The organism is Micromonospora sp. U56 (assembly GCF_018070095.1).
GTDB classification, from domain to species: Bacteria; Actinomycetota; Actinomycetes; order Mycobacteriales; family Micromonosporaceae; genus Micromonospora; species Micromonospora purpureochromogenes.
Genome location: NZ_JAGPYL010000120.1, coordinates 1 through 19311 on the forward strand (window position 1 = coordinate 1; position 19311 = coordinate 19311).

Annotated in this window: 14 protein-coding genes; 7 read left to right on the top strand and 7 right to left on the bottom strand. The window is 74.0% G+C overall.

Going from position 1 to position 19311, the window contains the following annotated elements; translation table 11 throughout:
* The first annotated feature begins 49 nt into the window (after positions 1-49).
* From KBX37_RS27955 to KBX37_RS27970, 4 genes are all read left to right on the top strand, one after another.
* Positions 50-1099: a carbohydrate ABC transporter permease gene (locus KBX37_RS27955; protein WP_210778890.1), complete on the top strand. Its 1050-nt coding sequence runs from the start codon at positions 50-52 to the stop codon at positions 1097-1099.
* A gap of 1 nt (position 1100) precedes the next feature.
* Positions 1101-2063 (top strand): carbohydrate ABC transporter permease, encoded by a 963-nt coding sequence (locus KBX37_RS27960; RefSeq protein WP_154942333.1) that lies wholly within the window; start codon positions 1101-1103, stop codon positions 2061-2063.
* A 65-nt stretch (positions 2064-2128) separates the two neighbouring features.
* Entirely contained in the window at positions 2129-3202 is a 1074-nt protein-coding gene (locus tag KBX37_RS27965; protein WP_210778891.1) for a LacI family DNA-binding transcriptional regulator, read from the top strand.
* A 41-nt stretch (positions 3203-3243) separates the two neighbouring features.
* The gene (locus KBX37_RS27970) at positions 3244-4914 is read left to right on the top strand and encodes an alpha-amylase family glycosyl hydrolase (protein ID WP_210778901.1); all 1671 of its coding nucleotides are present in this window, start codon (positions 3244-3246) and stop codon (positions 4912-4914) included.
* A gap of 617 nt (positions 4915-5531) precedes the next feature.
* On the opposite strand, the gene KBX37_RS27975 is transcribed toward KBX37_RS27970, so the two are convergent.
* From KBX37_RS27975 to xylA, 3 genes are read right to left on the bottom strand one after another with little or no spacing between them, the layout of a single operon-like run.
* Positions 5532-6956 carry an MFS transporter gene (locus tag KBX37_RS27975; protein WP_210778892.1) on the bottom strand — a complete coding sequence of 475 codons (1425 nt, stop codon included), beginning with the start codon at positions 6954-6956 and terminating at the stop codon, positions 5532-5534.
* 59 nt (positions 6957-7015) lie between these two features.
* On the bottom strand, positions 7016-8509 hold the full coding sequence (gene xylB, locus KBX37_RS27980; RefSeq protein WP_210778893.1) for a xylulokinase: 1494 nt from the start codon (positions 8507-8509) through the stop codon (positions 7016-7018).
* 11 nt (positions 8510-8520) lie between these two features.
* Positions 8521-9708: a xylose isomerase gene (gene xylA, locus KBX37_RS27985; RefSeq protein ID WP_210778894.1), complete on the bottom strand. Its 1188-nt coding sequence runs from the start codon at positions 9706-9708 to the stop codon at positions 8521-8523.
* Between the two features lie 48 nt (positions 9709-9756).
* Here xylA and KBX37_RS27990 point away from each other — a divergent pair, with 48 nt between their 5' ends.
* Together KBX37_RS27990 and KBX37_RS27995 are read left to right on the top strand one after the other, a co-directional pair.
* Complete coding sequence (locus KBX37_RS27990) at positions 9757-11016, top strand: ROK family protein (protein ID WP_210778895.1); 1260 nt, start codon at positions 9757-9759, stop codon at positions 11014-11016.
* 128 nt (positions 11017-11144) lie between these two features.
* Complete coding sequence (locus KBX37_RS27995) at positions 11145-12818, top strand: PP2C family protein-serine/threonine phosphatase (RefSeq protein WP_210778896.1); 1674 nt, start codon at positions 11145-11147, stop codon at positions 12816-12818.
* Positions 12819-12870: 52 nt separating this feature from the next.
* Here KBX37_RS27995 and KBX37_RS28000 read toward each other — a convergent pair whose 3' ends face one another.
* Positions 12871-13416: a MarR family winged helix-turn-helix transcriptional regulator gene (locus tag KBX37_RS28000; RefSeq protein WP_247659142.1), complete on the bottom strand. Its 546-nt coding sequence runs from the start codon at positions 13414-13416 to the stop codon at positions 12871-12873.
* Positions 13417-13474: 58 nt separating this feature from the next.
* On the opposite strand from KBX37_RS28000, the gene KBX37_RS28005 reads away from it, so the two are divergent.
* Positions 13475-14605, top strand: a complete 1131-nt coding sequence (locus KBX37_RS28005) for a PP2C family protein-serine/threonine phosphatase (RefSeq protein ID WP_210778897.1) — start codon at positions 13475-13477, stop codon at positions 14603-14605.
* Between the two features lie 4 nt (positions 14606-14609).
* Here KBX37_RS28005 and KBX37_RS28010 read toward each other — a convergent pair whose 3' ends face one another.
* The 3 genes from KBX37_RS28010 to KBX37_RS28020 all read right to left on the bottom strand — a co-directional run bounded on the left by KBX37_RS28010 (position 14610) and on the right by KBX37_RS28020 (position 19247).
* Positions 14610-16094: a sugar transferase gene (locus KBX37_RS28010; RefSeq protein ID WP_374103917.1), complete on the bottom strand. Its 1485-nt coding sequence runs from the start codon at positions 16092-16094 to the stop codon at positions 14610-14612.
* 214 nt (positions 16095-16308) lie between these two features.
* On the bottom strand, positions 16309-18051 hold the full coding sequence (locus tag KBX37_RS28015) for a substrate-binding domain-containing protein (protein ID WP_210778899.1): 1743 nt from the start codon (positions 18049-18051) through the stop codon (positions 16309-16311).
* A 164-nt stretch (positions 18052-18215) separates the two neighbouring features.
* Positions 18216-19247: a lactonase family protein gene (locus KBX37_RS28020; protein ID WP_210778900.1), complete on the bottom strand. Its 1032-nt coding sequence runs from the start codon at positions 19245-19247 to the stop codon at positions 18216-18218.
* Positions 19248-19311: the final 64 nt, after the last annotated feature.

Sequence of the window (19311 nt, forward strand, 5' to 3'; positions counted from 1 at the left end):
GCCCCCCCCCCGCACCACCGCCCTCAACCGAGCCCTTGAAGGAGGGTCGATGGAGTTCGACTTCGCGGAGGAACAGCCGAAGTTCCTCATGCTGATGTACGGGCTGATCGCTTTCGTCGCGGTGGTGGGCGGTCTGCTCCTGCTCCTCGACGTGGTGCCGGCCTGGTTCGCCCGCCGTCGGGAGGAGAAGCTGGTCGCTGCGGCGGCGAGCGGCGGTCCACTGCCCCGCCGGGTCAAGCCGCGGGAGGGGCTGTTCGCCCTGTTCTTCCTGCTGCCGACGCTGCTGCTGCTCGCCATCGGGCTGGTGGTGCCGGCGATCCGGACCACGCTGCTCTCCTTCATGGATGCCGGCAGCAACGACTGGGTGGGCCTGCGCAACTACGGCTGGATGTTCTCCGAGGACTCGATCGTCCGGGTCCTGCTCAACACCCTGGTCTGGGTGCTGCTGGTCCCGCTGGTGGCCACCTCGTTCGGCCTGCTCTACGCCGTGATGGTGGACAAGGCCAGGTTCGAGGCGGTCGCCAAGTCGCTGATCTTCCTGCCGATGGCGATCTCGTTCGTCGGCGCCAGCATCATCTGGAAGTTCGTCTACGCCTACCGCGGCGACGGCCAGGAGCAGATCGGCCTGCTGAACCAGATCGTGGTCAGCCTCGGCGGCGAGCCGAAGCAGTGGCTGCTGGAGTCGCCGCTGAACACGCTGCTGCTGATCGTGATCATGGTGTGGATCCAGGCCGGCTTCGCCATGGTGGTGCTCTCCGCCGCGATCAAGGCGATCCCGGCGGACATCGTGGAGGCCGCCCGCCTCGACGGGGTCACCCCCTGGCAGATGTTCTGGCAGATCACCATGCCGAGCATCCGGCCCGCGCTGATCGTGGTGGTGGTGACGCTGTCGATCGCCACGCTCAAGGTCTTCGACATCGTCCGGACCGCGACCAACGGCAACTACGACACCAGCGTGATCGCCAACGAGATGTACAACCAGGCGTTCCGGTACGGCCAGAACGGGCAGGGCTCGGCGCTGGCCGTCTTCCTGTTCATCCTGGTGGTCCCGATCGTGATCTACCAGATCCGCAACCTGCGTCAGCAGCGGGAGGGCTGAGATGAGCACCGCCACGCCCACGGTCCCGGCCGGCACCCAGGCCACCGGGAAGACCACCACCGCCGGACGCGTCCGCAAGCGGCTGAACAGCCGTACGGCCACGCTGATCTCGATCGTCATCGCGCTGCTCTGGACGATCCCGACCTTCGGCCTCTTCGTGTCCTCGTTCCGGCCGGAGGACGAGATCAAGAGCACGGGCTGGTGGACGTTCTTCACCAACCCGCAGTTCACCCTGGAGAACTACCAGGAGGTGCTCTTCGGCAGCTCGTCCTCCTCGGGTCAGCTCGCCAGCTACTTCATCAACTCGCTGGCCATCACCATCCCCTCGGTGCTGTTCCCGCTCGCCTTCGCGTCGCTCGCCGCGTACGCGCTGGCCTGGATCAACTTCAAGGGCCGGGACTGGCTCTACATCGCGATCTTCGCGTTGCAGATCGTCCCGTTGCAGATGGCGCTGGTGCCGCTGCTGAAGTTCTTCTCCACCGGCGTCACCGTCGCCGGCGTCACCCTGATGCCGGCCTGGGACCTGGTGGACGAGCAGAAGTTCGCCCAGGTGTGGTTCGCGCACACCTGCTTCGCGCTGCCCTTCGCGGTGTTCCTGCTGCACAACTTCATCTCGCAGCTGCCCAGGGACCTGATGGAGGCGGCCCGGGTCGACGGGGCCACCCACCCCAAGATCTTCCGCACCATCGTCCTGCCGCTGATCACCCCGGCCCTGGCGGCCTTCGGCATCTTCCAGTTCCTCTGGGTCTGGAACGACCTGCTGGTCGCGCTGATCTTCGCCGGGGGCGGCAACGAGACCGCCCCGCTGACCGTCCGGCTGGCCGAGATGGCCGGCACCCGGGGCAACGAGTGGCAGCGGCTGACGGCGGGCGCGTTCGTCTCGATCGTCGTACCGCTGATCGTGTTCCTGTCCCTGCAGCGCTACTTCGTCCGCGGCCTGCTCGCCGGCAGCGTCAAGGGCTGAGGCCTGGTGCCGCCGCCGCCCTTCCCCGGGCGGCGGCGGTCACGGCCACGGAGCGGGGGAACATCGTGACGAAGATTGATGACGTCGCCCGACTCGCCGGGGTCTCGACCGCCACCGTCTCCCGGGCGCTGCGCGGCCTGCCGACGGTGTCGGCCGCGACGCGCCGCCGGGTGCTCGCCGCCGCCGAGCAGCTCCAGTACGCCGTCTCGCCGAGCGCCTCGCGGCTGGCCGGCGGCCGGACCGGGACGGTGGCCGTGGTGGTCCCCCGGATCACCCGCTGGTTCTTCGGCACCGTCGTGGAGGCGGTCGAGGAGTTCCTCCACCAGGCCGGGTACGACCTGCTCCTGTACAACCTGGGCGGCCGGGAGCAGATCCGGCAGCGGGTGCTGCGCAACGCCAACCTGCACAAGCGCGTCGACGCCATCATGCTGGTCGCCACGCCCCTGCGGCCGGCCGACCTGACCGCGCTGGGCGCGCTGGACCTGCCCGGGATCACCATCAGCTCCGGCACCGTGGTGCCCGGCTGGCCCTGCGTCCGGATCGACGACGTGGCCGCCGCGCGCACCGCCACCCGGCACCTGCTCGACCTGGGGCACCGCCGGATCGCCCACATCTCCGGCGACCCGGACGACGAACTGGCCTTCACCACCCACCTGGACCGGCGCCGGGGCTACCGGGAGGCGTTGCGGGCGGCCGGGATCCGCCCCGACCCCAGCCTCGACATCGAGTCGCAGTTCACCATCGACGGCGGCAACCGGGCCACCGCCGAGCTGCTCTCCCGGGGGGAGCCGCCGACCGCGATCTTCGCCGCCTGCGACGAGATGGCGATGGGCGCGATCACCGCGCTGCGCGACGCCGGGCTGCGGGTGCCGCAGGACGTCAGCGTGATCGGCGTCGACGACCACGACCTGGCCAGCGTGCTCGGGCTCAGCACCATCGCCCAGCCCGCCGCCGAGCAGGGCCGGCTCGCCGCAAGGCTGCTGCTCGACCCGCTCGGCACCCGCACCACCGGCCCGTACGCCGGCCGGGTCCCCGACCAGCGGATCGGCGGCGGTCGGGACGACCCGCCGATCCCCCCGGTGATCCTGCCCACTCGGCTGGTGGTGCGTGAATCGACCGCACCACCGCGGGCACACTGAACGGATTCGACCGCACCACGGCTCGACACAGGGAGAAGGCTCTGAACACCGACGCGAGGCAGCAGGAACAGTCCGGTGGCCCGGCCACCGGGTGGTGGACCGAGGCCGTCATCTACCAGATCTACCCGCGCTCGTTCGCCGACTCCGACGGCGACGGCGTCGGTGACCTGCCGGGCATCACCGCCCGGCTCGGCCACCTCGCCGAACTGGGCGTGGACGCCGTCTGGCTGTCGCCGTTCTACCCGTCGCCGCAGGCCGACGCCGGGTACGACGTGGCCGACTACCGGGACGTCGACCCGCTCTTCGGGCGGCTGGAGGACGCCGACAAGCTGATCGCCGAGGCCCGCGCCAAGGGTCTGCGGGTGATCGTCGACCTGGTGCCCAACCACACCTCCTCGGCGCACCAGTGGTTCACCGCCGCCCTGGCCGCCGCCCCGGGCAGCCCGGAGCGGGCCCGCTACATCTTCCGAGACGGTCTCGGCCCGGACGGCGACCAGCCCCCGAACGACTGGCAGAGCGTCTTCGGCGGCCCCGCCTGGACCCGGGTCACCGACCCCGACGGCCGGCCCGGCCAGTGGTACCTGCACCTGTTCGACACCGGCCAGCCCGACCTGAACTGGGACAGCCCGGAGGTCCGCGAGGAGTTCCTGGACGTGCTGCGGTTCTGGCTGGACCGCGGCGTCGACGGCTTCCGGGTCGACGTGGCGCACGGCCTGATCAAGCAGGCCGACCTGGGCGACTGGCAGGAGCCGCAGGAGATCCTCTCCGGCAACGAGGTGGCGAAGCCGCTGCCCCCGATGTGGGACCAGGACGGCGTGCACGAGATCTACCGGGACTGGCGCCGGCTGCTCGACTCGTACCCGGGCGAGCGGGTCCTGGTCGCCGAGGCGTGGGTGGAGCCGGCGGAGCGGCTGGCCCGCTACGTCCGCCCGGACGAGATGCACCAGGCGTTCAACTTCGAGTACCTGCTCGCCTCGTGGACCGCGCCCGCCCAGTACGCGGTGATCACCCGCTCGCTGGAGGCCACCGACAGCGTCGGCGCGCCGACCACCTGGGTGCTCTCCAACCACGACGTGGTGCGGCACGCCTCCCGGCTCGGCCTGACCGTCGGCGGCGGCCGGCCGAACGGCATCGGCATCGGCGACCCGCAGCCGGACGCCGCGCTCGGCCTGCGCCGGGCCCGCGCGGCCAGCCTGCTGATGCTGGCCCTGCCCGGCTCCGCCTACCTCTACCAGGGTGAGGAGCTGGGCCTGCCGGAGCACACCACGCTGCCGGACGAGGTCCGGCAGGACCCGACCTGGGAGCGCAGCGGCCACACCCAGCGCGGCCGCGACGGCTGCCGGGTGCCGATCCCGTGGGAGGCCGACGCCCCGTCGTACGGCTTCGGGCCGACCGACGCCAGCTGGCTGCCGCAACCGCCGCTGTGGGCCGAGTACGCCCTCGACCGGCAGCGCGGGGTGCCCGGCTCGACGTACGAGATGTACCGGACGGCGCTGCGGCTGCGGCGCGAGCACGGGCTGGCCCGGGGTCCGCTGCAGTGGCTCTCCTCCGGCGACGAGGTGCTGACCTTCCGCAACGGCGGGCTCACCGTGCTGACCAACTTCGGCGCGGCAGCCGTCCCGGCGCCGGTCGGGGAGGTGCTGCACAGCAGCGCCCCGCTGGACGCCGACGGGCGGGTCCCCACCGACGTGACGGTCTGGGTCCGCGCCTGACCACTGCCGCTCCCGCCGGCCCCGCGCTCGTCCGCGGGGCCGGCGGGCCGGCTCGGGCAGAACTGCCGCTGTCGCCTGTCGCCTGTCGGCGTCGGCAGGTCCAGGCCATGTCACCCGGCACGCCGATCGTTGGGGCGCGGCGGCTCGGGCACGGCGGGGCACCGGGCACGGCGGCCGGGCACTGCCGACACGCTGCACCCGGTCCACCCCAGCTGCCAGTTGATTCGCTACAGAGCTGATGTCGTAAACGACTCAGCCCTGCTCCCCGCCGGCAGCGCACCAGCACGGGCCCGAGTCCCGGCACGGTCGGCGGAGCCAGAGCCCTCGCGCTACCCCGTCGCCGACGGGACAGGTGTGCGCGTCGGGGTCGCGGCGGGGGTCCGTGTCCCGGGGCACGCTGCCGGACGTGTCGGGCCCTCTCGGTGGAGGGCGGTCTGCATCGTCTACGACGTCCGGCCGGCCTGAATCGTCTACGACATCAGGTCTGTAGCGTCCTGGGGCCACCCGGCCCAGTAGATCCGGCGGCCCAGCCCCAGCACCAGCGCCGCGCAGCCCAACCCGATTCGACCCGGCGCGTGCCGTCCTCGGAAGGCACGGCACAACCCGGCGGCGGACAGTCAGAGGCGGTCGGCGCGGGCGTGCAGCAGGTCGTGCACCGCCTCGATGTCCTCCGGCGAGGAACGGGAGGCCCGCCAGTACATCAGGCCGGTGGGGATGAAGAAGAGCTGGAAGACGGCCAGCCCGACGGCGTAGTTCAGCGGCGGCGGGAAGGCCGCCCGCAGGGTGTGGAAGGCCACCCCGACCAGGCCGTTGCCGGCCGCCCGGCCCACCCCGTTGACCAGGTTGCCCAGGCTGTAGACGGTGCCCCGGTGCTCGGGCGGGTTGACGTCGGCGATCAGGGCGAACCAGTTCGGCGAGTTGGCCGAGGTCAGCGCCAACGCGACCACGGCGGTGAGCAGGCTCAACCCGACCGTCGGCTCGGTCAGCACGCTGGCCAGCACCGCCCGGACCACCGCCCCGCCGCCCGCCCCGTCGGGCACCACGATGCGGATCGGCACGAAGAAGAGGACCAGATAGAACGGCACGGCCGCGAGGATGCCCACCGCCGCGACCAGGGCCCGTCCCCTCCGGGTACGCCGTTGCAGCGCGTCGCCGGCCAGTCCGCCGACGATGGAGAACACTCCGCCGAGTTGGAACAGCGTGGCGAAGACGCTACCCACCACCACCGCGGTCGCCGACGAGTAGCCCTGGGCCTCGGCCCGTTGCGCGAAGAGCACCGGCAGCCAGACCAGCGAGCCGAAGGCCGCCTGCGCGGTCAGGCCCTGCAGGATCAGCCACCGGTTGGTCCGCCGGTGCAGGATCCGGGGCAGGTCGGCGCGGGTGATCCGGTAGTCGTACTCGGCCCCGGCGTTCAGCGCACCGGCCAGCTCGGGCTCGCTCTGCCCGCGCCGGATGTCGTACGTGAAGAGATAGGCCACGGTGGCGGCCAGCCCGACCACAGTGAGCGCCAGGAACGGACGCCGCCAGTCGGTGGCCCCCAGCAGGCCGCCGGTGAGCGTGCCGGCCAGCGTCCCCACTCCCTGCGACAGCCCCCAGAAGCTCATCACCAGCCCCCGGCGGCGGGGCGAGATCAGGTCGGTGACGACGGAGAACCCGACCGAGCCGACCGCGCCGAGCCCGACCGCGGCCACCAGCTGCGCGGCCAGGAAGGTCGGGTAGTCCTGGGCGAGCGCGCTGCCGCCGGTGCCAGCCGCCCAGATCAGGGTGCCGACCATGAGCAGCGGCTTGCGGTTCGTCCGGTCCCCCACGTACGCCCAGGCCACCGCCGCCACCGCGCTGACCAGGAAACTGACCGCGGTGACCAGCCCGAGCAGCCGCTGCGGCACGCCCAGCGCCCCGGAGATCGGCCCGTACAGGGGCGGGACCAGGCCGATCGCCACGTTGTCCAGCGAGGCGAGCACCACGAAGACCACGACGCTGTAGAACCGGTGCGCCGTGCCGCCGCCCCAGGACCGCGCCGCCCCACCCCTGGTCAAGGTCATGTGCGGCAGCCAATCAGGGCGAGGTCACGGTCGCGTCACCGGGGTTGGCACCGCCCCGCTCAGCCCGGCGTCCGGTCGACGGTCCGGTCGCGGGCCTGGGCGTACCGCTCGCGGACAGCGGGGACGGGCTCGGCGTCGTACTCCCGGGTGTCGGCGTCGGCCCACTCGGGTGGCGCCGCGCCGCCGAGGGCGACCCAGGCGGCCTGGCGAGCGGCCCCGTCGGCGACGTACTCGCCGGGCGGCGGCACCACCACCGGCCGGCCGAAGACCTGCGGGGCGATCCGGCGCACCGCCGCCGAGCGGGCCCCGCCACCGACCAGGATCACCCGCCGGGCGTCGGCGCCCTGGGCGGTGAGCGCGTCCAGCCCGTCGGCGAGCGCGCAGAGCATCCCCTCGACGGCGGCCCGGGCCAGGTGCGCCGGGGTGGCGGTACGCAGGGTGAGCCCGTGCAGCGCGCCGGTGGACAGCGGCCGGTCGGGCGTCCGCTCCCCTTCCAGGTAGGGGACCATGACCAGCCCGTCGGCGCCGGGTGGGGCGGACAGCGCCAGCTCGCTCAGCTCGTCGAGGCCGACCCGGAGCAGCGCGGCGGCGGCGTCCAGCACCCGGGCGGCGTTGAGGGTGCAGACCAGCGGCAGGTACCGGCCGGTGGCGTCGGCGAACCCGGCGACGGCGCCGCCCGGGTCGGCGGCCGGCACGTCGGCCACGCTGAACACGGTGCCGGAGGTGCCGATCGAGACGACCACGTCGCCCGGGCCGGCGCTGACGCCGAGGGCGGCGGCCGCGTTGTCCCCGGTGCCCGGGCCGAGCACGGCCCCGCCGGGCGCGGCACCGGACGGGCCGAACCGGGAGCCCCCGACCGCGCCGGGCGCGGGCGCCGGGCCGCCCAGCGTGGCCGGGTCCAGGACGCCGGCGGCCTCGGCCGGGCCGAGCACCGTCGGCACCGCCAGCACCCGCCCGAAGGCCTGTTCCAGCAGGTCGAGGCGGTACTCGCCGGTGCGGGGCGACCAGTAGCCGGTGCCGCTGGCGTCGCCCCGGTCGGTGCGCAGCGCGGGCAGGCCGGGCGCGCCGGCCAGCCGCCAGGTGAGCCAGTCGTGGGGCAGGCAGACGGCCGCGACCCGGGCCGCACGCTCCGGCTCGTGCCGGGCCAGCCAGCGCAGCTTGGTGCCGGTGAAGCTCGCCACCGGCACGCTGCCCACCGCCTCGGCCCAGAACCGGCGGCCCGCCACCCCGCCGCCGGCCTCGTCGACCAGATCCCGGGCCGCGTCGGCGGAGCGGGTGTCGTTCCAGAGCAGGGCGGGCCGGACCACCTCGCCCGCCTCGTCCAGGCAGACCATGCCGTGCTGCTGGCCGGCGACCGAGACCGCCGCGACGTCGGCCAGCCCGCCGGCGGCGTCCACCGCCGTGCGCAGCGCGTCCCACCAGGCCCGCGGGTCGACCTCGGTGCCGTCCGGGTGCGGCGCCCGGCCCTGCCGGACCAGGGCCCCGGTGGCCGCGTCCCGGATCACGACCTTGCAGGACTGGGTGGACGAGTCGACCCCGGCGACGAGCGGCACGGCGGCCCGCCTCAGCGCGCGCCGAGCAGGTGCTCGACGGCGAGCTGGTTGAGCCGGACGAAGCCGAAGCCCCGCGCCGCGACCGCATCCACGTCCACGTCCTCGAACGCGGACCGGTCGGCGAGCAGTTCGGCGTACCCCTCCCCCGGGCTCAGCGTCGGGGTGGACAGCTCGGCGACCTTGCTGGCGGCCAGCGCCTCGGCCACCTCCGGGTCGGCCCGGAACGCCGCGGCCCGCTCCTTGAGCAGCAGGTACGTGCGCATGTTCGCCTCCGCCGAGGCCCACACGCCGGTGAAGTCCTCGGTGCGCGAGGGCTTGTAGTCGAAGTGCCGTGGCCCGTCGTACGCGGGGCCGCCGTCCGGGCCGCCGTGCTCCAGCAGGTCCACCAGGGCGAAGGCGTTGAGCAGGTCACCGTGACCGAAGACCAGGTCCTGGTCGTACTTGATGCTCCGCTGGCCGTTGAGGTCGATGTGGAACAGTTTGCCCTGCCAGAGCGCCTGCGCGATGCCGTGCGCGAAGTTCAGCCCGGCCATCTGCTCGTGCCCGACCTCCGGGTTGAGGCCGACCAGATCCGGACGGGCGAGGGTGGAGATGAACGCCAGCGCGTGCCCGATGGTGGGCAGCAGGATGTCGCCGCGCGGCTCGTTGGGCTTGGGCTCGAGGGCGAAGCGCAGGTCGTAGCCGGAGTCCACGACGTACTGGCAGAGCAGGTCGACCGCCTCGCGGTAGCGGTCCAGCGCGGCCCGGACGTCCTTGGCCAGGTCGTACTCGGCACCCTCCCGGCCGCCCCACATCACGAAGGTGCGGGCGCCCAGCTCGGCGGCGAGGTCGACGTTGCGCAGCACCTTGCGCAGGGCGTACCGGCGCACGTCCCGGTCGTTGCTGGTGAATCCGCCGTCCTTGAAGACGGGGTGGGTGAAGAGGTTGGTGGTGACCATCGGGACGACCAGGCCGGTCTCGTCGAGTGCCTTGCGGAACCGGGCAAGATGGGCCTCGCGGGCGGTGGCGTCCGCGCCGAAGGGGACCACGTCGTCGTCGTGAAAGGTGATCCCGTACGCGCCCAGCTCGGCGAGGCGGTGCACCGCCTCCACCGGGTCCAGCTCAGCGCGGGTGGCGTCGCCGAACGGGTCGCGGGCCGGCCAGCCCACCGTCCAGAGCCCGAAGGAGAACTTGTCGGCGGGGGTGGGACGGGGTGCCATGGCAGACCTCCGGTGGTGTCGCCGCAATTTGTTCAATGGATGGATTAAATGACCGTGCTGTGGCACTGTCAAGGGGTGACCAGCACCAGCACCGCGGGCGCGGTCCGGCAGGGCAGCCTGCGCGAGCTCAACCTCGCGGTCGTGCTCGGGCGGATCGCCGCCGCCGACCAGCCGCCGTCGCGGGCCGGCATCGCCGGCCAGACCGGCCTCACCCGGGCCACCGTCTCGGCCGTGGTGGACGACCTGATCACCGGCCGCCTGGTCACCGAGGCCGACCCCGCGCCGCGCGGCGGAGCGGGCCGCCCGGCCCGGGGGCTGCGCCTCGCCACCGACGGCCCGGCCGGGCTGGGGCTGGAGGTCAACGTCGACGACCTGGCCGCCTGCGTCGTCGACCTCGCCGGCACCGTCCGGCACCACGAGGTACGCCGGGCCGACCTGCGCCCGGTCGCCCCCGCCGACGCGCTCGCCCGGCTGGTCGAGCTGGCCGGGCGGGCCCGGGCCGCCGCCGACCGGGAGGGGCTGACCCTGGCCGGGGCCACGCTGGCCGTGCCGGGGCTGGTCGACGGCCACGGCCTGGTCCGGCTCGCGCCCAACCTCGGCTGGCGCGACGTCGACGTCCCCGCCCTGCTCGCCGAGCATCCGCCGCTGGCCGGGCCGGTCGACGGGGTGCCGGCGCTGGTGGTCGACAACGAGGCCAACCTGGCCGCCCTCGGCGAGCTGCACGCCGGCCCGGCGACGGCCAGCTTCCTGCACGTCTCGGGCGAGATCGGCATCGGCGCCGGGATCGTGCTCGACGGCGCGCTGTTCCGGGGCGCCCGGGGCTGGAGCGGCGAGCTGGGCCACGTACCGGTCGACCCGGCCGGGCCACGGTGCCGCTGCGGTGCGCGGGGCTGCCTGGAGACGTACGCCGGTCAGGAGGCCGTCCTCGGCGCGGCCGGACTCTCCGGGGCGGACCTGCCGGCGGACACGGCGGCGCGCCGGCTGGCCGACCTCGCCGAGTCGGGCGACCCGGCCACCCTCGACGCGCTGCGCGCGGCCGGCACCGCCCTCGGGGTGGCGGTGGCCGGCGTGGTCAACCTGCTGGACCTGGACACCGTGGTCCTCGGGGGCGGATACGCCACCCTGGCGCCCTGGCTGCGCCCCCCGGTCCTCGCCGAGCTGACCGACCGGGTGCTCACCGCCGCCTGGTCGCCGGTCACGGTCCGCGCGGCGGCGCTCGGCCCGGCGTCGGCCGCGGTCGGTGGGGCCGGGTCAGTGGTCCGCCGGATCATCGCCCGGCCGTCCGGTTGGCTGGCCGGCCGGCCCTGAGCCGACCTTGCTGGATGGGCGGCCGTCGGTCCGCCTCGGTACCCTTGCCCTGAGGCAACGTTCCCGTCCGAGGAGTCCGCGACCAGCATGCGCACAGGTCGACAGGCCGAGGCGACCGGCGACCAGCGGTGACGACCATCCGTCGCGGTGGGCCCGTCGGACCGGCCAGCAGCGGGGAGCAGGCTTCTCCCGCGCCGCGCCGACCGTCCTCCGACGCGCCGCTGCCCGCCGACCCCCGGCTCGCCCGCGAGCTGCTGGACGGCCTCGCCGAGGCGGTGGTCACCATCGACCACGCCGGGATCGTCACGCTGGTCAACGCGACGGCGGGCGAACTCCTGCCCGAGCTGACCCCCGGGACCGACCTGGCGCGCTGCGCGGTGCCGGCGCTGGCGAGCGCCGTCCGGCGGGGAGCCGAGACCTTCGACACCGAGCACCGCGGCCGCCGGCTGCGGGGCGTCTGCCGCCGGCTGGCCGCCGGCCGGTGCGCCTGCTACGTCCGGGACGTCACCGAGGAGCAGGCCCGCGCCGACGCCCTCCGCGCCGAACGCTCCCGCACCGCCTTCCTCGCCCCGGCCGGCAGTCGGCTCGGCCTCTCCCTGCACCGGGACCAGGCGCTGCGGGCCACGGCCACGCTGCCGGTGCCGTACCTCGCCGACGCCGCGCTGGTCGTCCACCACCCGCCGCCCGCCGCCGACCGGCCGCACTGGGTCCGGTACGCCGAGGGCGACCAGGCCCCGGTCACCGGCATCGGCTCCCCCGGGCTGACCGGCTCCGTCCCCGGCCTGGGCGAGGCGCTCGACGGTGCCGCCACCGAGCCCACCACCTGGCTCGACGCTGAGCTGGCCGAGCTGGCCGGGGTGCTGCCCGACTCGTTCGGCCGCCCCGGCGCCGTGCTGATCAGCCCGATGCCCGGCGCCGGCGGGCCGGGCGGCGCCCTGATCCTCGTCCGCCGGGCCGAGCGCCCGGGCTTCGACCAGCGCGACGTCGAGCTGGCCCGGGAGTTCGCCGCCCGGGCCGGCGCCTCGCTCGCCGCCGCCCAGCTCTACGGCGAGCAGGCCCACCTGGCCCGGGTGCTCCAGCACAGCCTCCTGCCGCCGGAGCTTCCGCCCCTGCCCGGCCTCGCCCTGGCTGGCGGCTACCGGGCCGCCGGGGACAGCCTGCGCATCGGCGGCGACTTCTACGACGTGTTCCGTACGGGGCGGGGCGGGATGTTCGCTCTCGGCGACGTCTGCGGCAGGGGCGTCGGGGCCGCCGTGCTCACCGGCCGGGTGCGCCAGTCGTTGCAGACGCTCCGCCTGGTCGAGCAGCGCCCCGTGGAGCTGATGCGGCTGCTCAACCGGGCCCTCTTCGACGCACCGGACGCCGCCCGGCGCGCCCAGGTCACCACCCTGCTGCTCGGCACCGCCGAGCCGGACCCCGACGGCGGGGCCCGGGTACGCGTCGCCGGCGGCGGGCACCCTGCCCCGCTGCTGGTACACGCCGACGGCACCACCACCCCGGTGCCGGTCGGTGGCATGCCGGTCGGCGCCTTCACCACCGCGACCTTCGCCGAGGCGGAGGTGCGGCTGGCCCCGGGCGAGCTGCTGCTGGCGTACACCGACGGGGTGACCGAGGCGCGCGGCGGCCCGACGGCGATGGAGATGTTCGGCGAGCGACGGCTGCGCGAGGCGCTCACCTCGGCGGCGGGACTGCCGCCGAGCGCCGTGGTCGACCGCCTGCTTCAAGTGGTGGAGGACTGGCTGGACGGGCAGAGCCACGACGACATCGCCATGCTCGCCGTCTGCGCCGCGCCCCCGGCGTGACCGGCCCGGAGCTGACCCACGGCCGGCGGTGACGGCGCCCGGCGGGTCAGGATCAGGCGGAGCGGGCCGCCGACGGGTCGCCGATCGCGTCGTCGTGGGGCGGGACGCCGCTGCCCTGCCACGGCACCACCGGCGGTGCCGACTCCTCCAGGTCGCGGGCGACCCGGTCGAACTCCCGGACTCCCCGCAGCAGGGCCTGGCGGTCCTCGTCGCTCATCCGGGCGAGCACGTCGGCGAGCCGCCGCCGCCGGTCCCGGCGCAGCTCGGCGAGGAGTCCCCGGGCCTCCGGGGTCAGGTGCAGGGAGATCTCCCGCCGGTCGACGCGGCCCGGCTCCCGCTCCAGCATGCCGGCCGCCACCAGCCGGTCGCAGAGCCGGCTGGCCGAGGAGAGCAGCATGTCGAGCAGGGTGGCGAGCCGGCGCAGGTTGATCCCGTCGTGCCGCTCCACCACCATGACCGCGCGCAGCTGAGCGGCGGAAAGGCGGCTGGTGGTGCCCTCCCGCGCCGCCTCCCACACCGACAGCAGGGCACCCGCCGCGCCGTCGAGCTCGGCGGCCATACTCAGTTCCGGTCCCGCGGGACCACGTTCGTCGGCCATGGTGGGCCCGAGACTACCCGGAGTACCGGGTGGTCGGCCCCTGTCAGGAGGAGTGATGATGAGCGGACCGGACGATCACGCCCGGCGGGTGCTGGTCGAGGCACCGGCCGACCTCCTGCTCGACCGGCTCACCACCGAGCTGGAACGGACGTTCAGGATCACGGAGAGCGAACTCTTCCAGGTCGACTACCGCCTCTCGGTGCTGCTGCCGCTGGGTGACGGGGATCCGATCACCGAGCCCGGCCACCCGGCCTGGCGCTGCTTCGACCACCAGGAGCCGATCGTGGCCGGCGGCGTCGGCTGGTTCCCGGTCGGCATGCGCGGCGAACGGCGCGGGGTGCTGCGCCTGGCCCCGGTCGCCGACGACCCCGCCCAGGTCGAGGAACTCGCCGCCATCGCCACCGCCCTCGGGCACGAACTCGCCGCCGTCTCCGCCGGCACCGACATCTACCGGGCGTCCCGCCGGGCCCGTCGACTCACCCTCGCCGCCGAGATGCAGTGGGAGCTGCTGCCCGGCCGCAGCCGGATCCGCCCGTCGTTCAGCCTGGCCGGTCAGCTGGAGCCGGCGTACGCGGTGCGCGGCGACAGCTTCGACTGGTCCGACGACGGGCACCGGGTCTGGCTCGCCACGATCAACGGGTCGGGTGAGGGGGTGGCCGCCGCGCTGCTCACCTCGCTGGCCACCTACGCGCTGCGCAACGCCCGCCGGGGCGGGCTCGGGCTGGCCGACCAGGCCGCCCTGGCGGACCAGGCGATCTACGCCCTGCACCGGGGCGAGCAGCACCTCTCCGCGCTGCTGATGGAGCTGGACCTCGCCTCCGGGAAGCTGACGGTGGTGGACGCCGGATCGCCCCGCCTGGTGCAACTGCGCGACGGGGAGATCAGCGAACACGTGCTCGAGAAGCAGTTCCCGCTCGGCATGTTCGAGGGCACCGACTACCAGGAGCAGTGTTTCGAGCTGCGCCGCGGCGACCGGCTCTTCGTGCTCAGCGACGGCGTGATCGATGCGACCGGCCAGAACGTCCGGTACGGGGAGACCGCGCTGGACCGGTTCCTGCGCCGTACCGGGCCGATGGAGCCGCTGGACGCCGTCCGGTCGCTCCTGGGCGATCTGCGGGCGTTCGTCGCCGGCGACCTGATCGACGACGCGGTGGTGGTCTGCCTGGACTGGACCGGCCCGCAGCCCTGACGGGTCAGTACGCCCCGCGCCCCCGCAGCACCGCGCCGAAGGTCTTCCAGAGGATGGTGAGGTCGGCGGCGAGCGACCAGTTCTCGACGTAGTACAGGTCGAGCCGGATGCCGTCCTCCCAGCTCAGGTCGGAGCGACCGCTGACCTGCCAGAGCCCGGTCATCCCGGGCTTGACCAGCAGTCGCCGGGCCACGTCGCCGTCGTAGCGGGCCACCTCGGAGGGCAGCGGCGGCCGGGGGCCGACCAGGCTCATCTGCCCCAGCAGCACGTTGACCAGCTGGGGCAGCTCGTCGAGGGACCACTTGCGCAGCAGCCGCCCGACCCGGGTCACCCGCGGGTCGTCGCGCATCTTGAACATCAGCCCGTCGGTCTCGTTGCGCACGGCCAGCTCGTCGAGGAGGGCGTCGGCGTTGACCACCATGGTGCGGAACTTCAGCACGCCGAACTCCCGGCCGCCCCGCCCGACCCGGGTCTGCCGGAACAGCACCGGGCCCCGGCTGTCCAGCCGGATGGCCAGCGCGACCGCCGCCCCCAGGGGCAGCAGGAGCAGCACCGCCAGCGCGGCGGCGGCCCGGTCGACGAACTCCTTGACCAGCTTGCGGGCGCCCCGGAACTCGGGCGCCTCGACGTGGATCAGCGGCAGCCCGGCGACCGGCCGGGTGTGGATGCGGGGGCCGGCCACGTCGGTGAGCGCCGGCGCGACGACCAGGTCGATGCCGGTCCCCTCCAACTGCCAGCCCAGCCGGCGCAGCCGGGCCGCGGTCAGCTCGCCGGACGCGGTGACGGCGACCGTGTCCGCGCCGATCGCGGCGGCCGCCTCGGGCACGCCGCGCAGCGAGCCGACCACCGGCACGTCGCTGAGCCGTTGCGGCACCGGCGCGAGCAGCGCGTCCGGGATGCAGGCACCGACCACCTGATAGCCGGCGTACGGCTCGCGGCGCAGGGTGTGCACGAGCTCCAGCACGTGGGCGGTGTCGCCGACCACCAGCACCCGGCGGGACCAGCCGGCACCCCGATACCGGGCCCGGTGCAGCCGCTTGCGCGCGGCGAACCTGTTCACCTCCAGCGCCACGGTGCCGACGGCGAACGAGATGCCCAGGAAACCCCGGGACACGTCGGCGGCGGCGATGTAGCCGACGATGGCGATGCCACCGGCGAGCCGCAGGCTGGCCGCGCTCACCCGCCGGTACTCGTCGGCGCCGTAGCCGAGCACCCGGTCGTCGTAGCAGCGCAGCATCCGCAGCGAGAGCAGCCAGGCGAGCACCAGGCCGGGGGCCACCAGCACGTACGGGATCTCGGAGCCGACCGGCGCCCGGTCACCGAAGCGGGCGGCGTACCCGACCAGGACGGCGAGGGAGAGCACGGCGGTGTCGAGCACCACCAGGATCCGCACGTACGCCCGCTGGTCGGCGCGGGCGACCGGGCCGGTGGGCGGGCCGGCCGGGGCACGCGGGATCCGTGCCGACGTGGACAGCGTCGCAGTGGTCACCCAGCCTCCCCACATTGCGCGCACCGGCTCCGGCCGACGACCGTCCCGGGCGGGACATCGACGCCGGAGCGTACCGGACATCCTGCCTGACAATGATGCTCGCCGATTGATTCGGACGTATTGCCGTCACTTTGCCTGCCGGCCCGGACACCGGAAATGCGAACCGCCGCACCGGAAACCTCCGGCGCGGCGGCTCCCCGCACTGTCCGAAGACTCAGCGCGGCGCGTTCGGGCGCAGCGCGATCCCCTTCAGGAAGATGTCGCCGATCTTGGCCGGGTCCTCGGTGACGAAGGGGCCGCCACCGGTGACATCCGTGATGGCCTTCAGCTCCGTCTTGGAGACGTCGTTGCCGATACCGATGATGATCACCTGCACCGGCCGGTCCGCGTCCTTCAGCTGCTTCAGCTCGCTGAGCAGCTGGGCCTGGCTGATGCCGTCCTTGTCGTCGTTCTTGCCGTCGGTGTAGAGGACCACCGAGTTGACCCGGCCAGGCTCCCAGCCGCGCTGCACCGTCTTGTACGCCTCGAGGATCGTGTCGTACAGGCCGGTGTTGCCCTTGGAGGGCTGGATCCCGGCGAGGGCCTGCTGCAACTGACCGCGGTTGGTGGAGAGGGGATTGATCGGCACCAGCTCCTTCCAGTCCCGCGAGCCCACCAGCTCGGTGGAGAAGACCCACAGACCGATCGACCACGAGTCGTCGAAGAGCCGCAGACCCTGGCTCGACGCCGACACGGTCACCTGCTCCCGGGTGGCGTTGTTGGCGGAGGGGACCTTCGTCTTCATGGAGCCGGAGACGTCGATGACGGCGAGCATCCGACCGGGCTGGGTGGCGATGGACCAGCCGGAGAGCGAACGGTCTATCGCGAAGGGGTCCAGGCCACCCGCGGCGCCGACACCCGCCGGCGGGGCGGTCGCCTGACCGCCGGCCGGGCTCGGTGCCCCCTGTGGCGCCTTGAAGCCGTCGCCCCAGTTGCCGTCTGGGGCCCGCAGCGACTGGGCGGCCAGCCGGTTCTTGAAGCCCTGCGTGGTGAGCAGTTCGAAGAGCACCTTGGCGGCGGACTGCTTGGCCGGCTCGATGCCGGGCAGCACCGCGAACGGGTAGTCCAGCGGCATCGGCGCCGGCTCCAGGTAGAGCGCGGCCAGCGGGATCGGCGGCTTGGTGCTGTTGTACGCCATGACGTCTTCCTCGGAGAGCGCGGCAGCGCCGAGCCCGCTGGCGATGGACGTCGGGTCGTTGGCGCGCGGGAAGCGGGCGAGCAGATCCTGCCGCAGCGCGGAACGGCCGGTGGCCAGCGCCCGCAGCGCACCGGTGGTCGCCTTCTGGGTGTCGCCGCCGGCGGCGCCCGCGGCGGCGGTGAGGGAGAGCAGACCGGAGAGGCCGGCCGCGTCCTGGGTCGGCTCGACGATCCCGGCGCGCAGCCCCCCCTTGCCTTTGCTGACCGCGTTCAGCAGATCGGTCCAGCCGAGCTTCTTGTCCGGCCAGCCGAAGCGGGAGGCGACCGGCTCCGGCATCGCCACCACCACCGGGCTGCGGGCGACGGAGGCGCCGTTGCCCGGCGCGAAGGCGGTGGCGCCGTTGTTCTTCAGCCGCAGCAGCCAGGTGGAGGAGTCCGGGATCCAGACGTCGGGCGTGATCACCGTGCCGCTGGCCTGGCCGACACCCGCGAGAGTGGCGCCGTGCTTGCTGGCGACCGCGGCCGCCACGTCCACCGGCTCGGAGGCACTCACGTTCACCGCGATGCAGGTGCCACTCACGGCCGCGCCGTCCTCGACCCACTGCGCCGAGGCCTTCTGCACCGCCGGGGCGAGTTCGGGAGCGGCGGCCACCGACAGCTGGATCTCGCCGGAGCAGGAGGGTCCGGCCAGCTGCTGGTAACCGAACCAGGTACTCCCGACCACGACGACGAGCGCAGTCGCCGCCGCAGCGGCTCCTGCTCCACGGATACTTGAACGCATGCGATGGCGGCCAGACACGCTGACCATCTTGCGTATCTCGTTCGGATAGTGCCATAACCGTTCGGTTGAAAGTTACGCAGGAGATACAGTTGATCGCTCTTTCGGCACAGTGAGTGATCAGTCAGTCTCGCGCCGTTGACACGATCCACACCGGACAGTACCGCTCAGGCCAGGACACAGGTCGGGCTCGGCACCGGCACCGGTTCGCCGAGCGGCTCGGGCGCGCCCGAGCCGGGGTCGACCCGGAACACCCGGACCATGTCGGCCCGCTCGTCCGCCACGTAGAGGTGGGGCCCGATCAGCACGAAGTGCCGGGGCCACTCGCCCCCGGTGTCGACCTCGGCGACCAGCCGGGGCAGCTCCGCGTCCAGCGCGAACACCGAGATCGTGCCCACGCCCCGGTTGCCGACGTAGAGGAAACTCCCGTCCGGCCCCACCGCGATCTCGGAGGGCTGGACGTGCCCGGTCCGCCCGCTGGCGTCCACCCGTCCCCGCTGGTGCAACGCCCCGTCCGGGGTCGACTCGTACGCGGTGACCGTCGCGTCCAGCTCGCCGGCCACCCAGCAGCGCCGCCCGTCGGGGTGCCGGGCGAGGTGACGGGGCCCGGTGCCGGCCGCGGTACGGATCCGGGGCTCGCGGGACACCAGCCGGCCCGGGCCGGCGTCCAGGTCGTACCGGTAGATCGAGTCGGTGCCCAGGTCGACGGCGAGCAGCGGCCCGGCCCCCGGGTCCGGGGAGACCATGTGGCAGTGCGCCTGCTCCTGGCGCTCCGGGTCGAGGCCGTGCCCCTGGTGCACCACCAGGTCGCTGCGCTCGGCGGGCGCGCCGTCGGCGTCCAGCGGGAAGACCGCCACGCTCCCGCCGCCGTAGTTGGCCACGAAGAGGTGCCGCCCGTCGGGCGCGACCGCCAGGTGGCAGGGGTCGGCCCCGCCGGTCGACCGGACGCCCAACGGGGTCAGCTCGCCGTCGCCGCCCACCCGGAAGGCGCTGACCTGCCCCGCCGGCAGCTCGTTCACCGCGTAGAGGACGGGCAGGGCGGGATGCCGGACGAGGAAGGAGGGCGAATCGGTCACCGCGACGGTGCCGAGCGGGGTCAGTTCCCCCGATCCGGGATCCCGGCGGGCAGCGATGATGCCGTCCCCCCGCCCGCCGCTCGCCGCCGTGTAGCCGCCGATGTGGACGATCGTGTTCGTCACCGGTGCACCCTCCGCCGATCCTGCCGTCCTTCCCACCAGAGGCTTCCCGGTCGACCCAGGCGTT

What these genes read in the sequence shown, in the direction of transcription:
- KBX37_RS27975 (WP_210778892.1), bottom strand. Translation starts at nt 6,956, where the DNA reads ATGACCTTGACCAGGGGTGGGGCGGCGCGGTCCTGGGGCGGCGGCACG.
- xylA (WP_210778894.1), bottom strand. Translation starts at nt 9,708, where the DNA reads ATGGCACCCCGTCCCACCCCCGCCGACAAGTTCTCCTTCGGGCTCTGG.
- KBX37_RS27960 (WP_154942333.1), top strand. Translation starts at nt 1,101, where the DNA reads ATGAGCACCGCCACGCCCACGGTCCCGGCCGGCACCCAGGCCACCGGG.
- KBX37_RS28000 (WP_247659142.1), bottom strand. Translation starts at nt 13,416, where the DNA reads ATGGCCGACGAACGTGGTCCCGCGGGACCGGAACTGAGTATGGCCGCC.
- KBX37_RS27990 (WP_210778895.1), top strand. Translation starts at nt 9,757, where the DNA reads ATGACCGTGCTGTGGCACTGTCAAGGGGTGACCAGCACCAGCACCGCG.
- KBX37_RS28005 (WP_210778897.1), top strand. Translation starts at nt 13,475, where the DNA reads ATGAGCGGACCGGACGATCACGCCCGGCGGGTGCTGGTCGAGGCACCG.
- KBX37_RS27955 (WP_210778890.1), top strand. Translation starts at nt 50, where the DNA reads ATGGAGTTCGACTTCGCGGAGGAACAGCCGAAGTTCCTCATGCTGATG.
- KBX37_RS28015 (WP_210778899.1), bottom strand. Translation starts at nt 18,051, where the DNA reads ATGCGTTCAAGTATCCGTGGAGCAGGAGCCGCTGCGGCGGCGACTGCG.